Raw genomic sequence first — 3781 nt, forward strand, 5'->3', positions numbered from 1 at the left:
AGGATCGGCTAACTCCGTGCCAGCAGCCGCGGTAATACGGAGGATCCAAGCGTTATCCGGAATCATTGGGTTTAAAGGGTCCGTAGGCGGTTTTATAAGTCAGTGGTGAAATCCGGTAGCTCAACTATCGAACTGCCATTGATACTGTAGAACTTGAATTATTGTGAAGTAACTAGAATATGTAGTGTAGCGGTGAAATGCTTAGATATTACATGGAATACCAATTGCGAAGGCAGGTTACTAACAATACATTGACGCTGATGGACGAAAGCGTGGGGAGCGAACAGGATTAGATACCCTGGTAGTCCACGCCGTAAACGATGGATACTAGCTGTTCGGTAGCAATACTGAGTGGCTAAGCGAAAGTGATAAGTATCCCACCTGGGGAGTACGAACGCAAGTTTGAAACTCAAAGGAATTGACGGGGGCCCGCACAAGCGGTGGAGCATGTGGTTTAATTCGATGATACGCGAGGAACCTTACCAGGGCTTAAATGTAGTGGGACAGGCTTGGAAACAGGCCCTTCTTCGGACTCATTACAAGGTGCTGCATGGTTGTCGTCAGCTCGTGCCGTGAGGTGTCAGGTTAAGTCCTATAACGAGCGCAACCCCTGTTGTTAGTTGCCAGCGAGTCATGTCGGGAACTCTAACAAGACTGCCGGTGCAAACCGTGAGGAAGGTGGGGATGACGTCAAATCATCACGGCCCTTACGTCCTGGGCTACACACGTGCTACAATGGCCGGTACAGAGAGCAGCCACTGGGCGACCAGGAGCGAATCTACAAAACCGGTCACAGTTCGGATTGGAGTCTGCAACCCGACTCCATGAAGCTGGAATCGCTAGTAATCGGATATCAGCCATGATCCGGTGAATACGTTCCCGGGCCTTGTACACACCGCCCGTCAAGCCATGGAAGCTGGGGGTACCTGAAGTCGGTGACCGCAAGGAGCTGCCTAGGGTAAAACTGGTAACTGGGGCTAAGTCGTAACAAGGTAGCCGTACCGGAAGGTGCGGCTGGAACACCTCCTTTCTAGAGACACGATCGCAAAGTTATGTTATGATAGTAAGAACTGCTTACTCTCGCTGTTAGTTCAAAAATTTAAAGTAAAGAGAGCTGAAAAATAAATAGTCTCGTAGCTCAGCTGGTTAGAGTACTACACTGATAATGTAGGGGTCGGCAGTTCGAGTCTGCCCGGGACTACTATAAGCTTGCTCGTTTTACTTAAAGGAAATTTTAGAAGTTGAGTTACACTATAGTGACGAACCGTATGGACTGTTAACTAAAGATGTTAACTTATGTCTAAAAACGGGGGATTAGCTCAGCTGGCTAGAGCGCCTGCCTTGCACGCAGGAGGTCATCGGTTCGACTCCGATATTCTCCACCGATCCGAGAGGATAAATTGTTCATTGACATATTGAGATAAATTCAAAAAGTAGAAAAATATAGAAAGCATGTATGTTTTGTGTATTCATACACAAGACGCGTAAGTACAATAAGCAAAATAAGGGCGTATGGGGGATGCCTGTGGCTCTCAGAGGCGAAGAAGGACGTGATAAGCTGCGAAAAGCTACGGGGATCGGCACACACGATTTGATCCGTAGATATCCGAATGGGGCAACCCACTATATTGAAGATATAGTACCCGATAGGGGGCAAACCCGCTGAACTGAAACATCTAAGTAGGCGGAGGAGAAGAAAACAAAAGTGATTCCGTAAGTAGTGGCGAGCGAAAGCGGAACAGCCCAAACCAATGTTGTTACGGCATCATTGGGGTTGTAGGACCACGACATTTTATGCAAACAGAACTGGAACCATCTGGAAAGTTGGGCGATACAAGGTGATAGCCCTGTACAGGTAATGAATGTAATAGATAGTGGTATCCTGAGTAGGGCGGGGCACGTGAAACCCTGTCTGAATCTGGCGGGACCATCCGCTAAGGCTAAATACTCCTGAGAGACCGATAGTGAACCAGTACCGTGAGGGAAAGGTGAAAAGAACCGTGAATAACGGAGTGAAATAGATCCTGAAACCATACGCCTACAAGCGGTCGGAGCCCTTTCGTGGGGTGACGGCGTGCCTTTTGCATAATGAGCCTACGAGTTACCGTTGCTGGCAAGGATAAGTACTTCAGGTATGGATCCGTAGCGAAAGCGAGTCTGAATAGGGCGCTTTAGTCAGTAATGGTAGACGCGAAACCGTGTGATCTACCCATGGGCAGGATGAAGCTGTGGTAACACACAGTGGAGGTCCGAACCGGTTGACGTTGAAAAGTCTTCGGATGACCTGTGGGTAGGGGTGAAAGGCCAATCAAACTCGGAAATAGCTCGTACTCCCCGAAATGCATTTAGGTGCAGCGCTGGGTTAAGTTATATAGAGGTAGAGCTACTGATTGGATGCGGGGGCTTCACCGCCTACCAATTCCTGACAAACTCCGAATGCTATATAATGTTTACCAGCAGTGAGGGCATGGGTGCTAAGGTCCATGTCCGAGAGGGAAAGAACCCAGACCATCAGCTAAGGTCCCCAAATGTATGCTAAGTTGAAAAAACGAGGTTTGTCTGCCCAGACAGCTAGGATGTTGGCTTGGAAGCAGCCATTCATTTAAAGAGTGCGTAACAGCTCACTAGTCGAGCGGACGAGCATGGATAATAATCGGGCATAAGTATACTACCGAAGCTATGGATTTACGATTTATCGTAAGTGGTAGGGGAGCATTCTAACGGCGTCGAAGGTGATATGTGAGTATTGCTGGAGCGGTTAGAAAAGAAAATGTAGGCATAAGTAACGATAATGCGGGCGAGAAACCCGCACACCGAAAGACTAAGGTTTCCTCAGCTATGCTAATCAGCTGAGGGTTAGTCGGGACCTAAGGCGAACCCGAAAGGGACAGTCGATGGCCAACGGGTTAATATTCCCGTACTTCTTATAATTGTGATGGAGTGACGGAGTGATGAAAGCGCCGCGAACTGACGGAATAGTTCGTTAAAGTACCTAGCTATAGGCCTTGTAGTAAAATGCGCAGGGACTGGTGAAATACGATAGTACACGGAGTCTTCGGACAAAGTGATAGTGCGCCTAAGGGCTTCCAAGAAAAGCTTCTAAACTTAGATTATAAGAACCCGTACCGTAAACCGACACAGGTAGTCGAGGAGAGAATCCTAAGGTGCTCGAGAGATTCATGGCTAAGGAATTAGGCAAAATAGACCTGTAACTTCGGGAGAAAGGTCGCCAGCAGCAATGCTGGCCGCAGTGAAAAGGTCCAGGCGACTGTTTATCAAAAACACAGGGCTCTGCAAAATCGTAAGATGAAGTATAGGGCCTGACACCTGCCCGGTGCTGGAAGGTTAAGAGGAGATGTTATCTTCGGAGAAGCATTGAATTGAAGCCCCAGTAAACGGCGGCCGTAACTATAACGGTCCTAAGGTAGCGAAATTCCTTGTCGGGTAAGTTCCGACCTGCACGAATGGTGTAACGATCTGGACACTGTCTCAGCCATGAGCTCGGTGAAATTGTAGTATCGGTGAAGATGCCGATTACCCGCAGTGGGACGAAAAGACCCTGTGCACCTTTACTATAGCTTAGTATTGACCTTGGATAAGTGATGTGTAGGATAGGTGGGAGACTATGAAGCGGCGTCGCCAGGCGTTGTGGAGTCATTGTTGAAATACCACCCTTTGCTTATCTGAGGCCTAACCCCATATTGTGGGGGACATTGCTTGGTGGGTAGTTTGACTGGGGTGGTCGCCTCCAAAAGAGTAACGGAGGCTTCTAAAGGTTCCC

2 tRNA genes and 2 rRNA genes are annotated in these 3781 nt (G+C 48.3%); all 4 read left to right on the forward strand.

The features are described from left to right. A 16S ribosomal RNA gene (locus ACX0HA_RS17545) occupies positions 1–1030 on the forward strand; the annotation flags it as partial. Positions 1031–1127: 97 nt separating this feature from the next. Beyond that, positions 1128–1201, forward strand: a tRNA-Ile gene (locus ACX0HA_RS17550). Positions 1202–1308: 107 nt separating this feature from the next. Further along, a tRNA-Ala gene (locus ACX0HA_RS17555) sits at positions 1309–1382 on the forward strand. Positions 1383–1492: 110 nt separating this feature from the next. Further along, a 23S ribosomal RNA gene (locus ACX0HA_RS17560) occupies positions 1493–3781 on the forward strand; the annotation flags it as partial.

It is taken from the genome of Flavobacterium hauense (assembly GCF_054457175.1).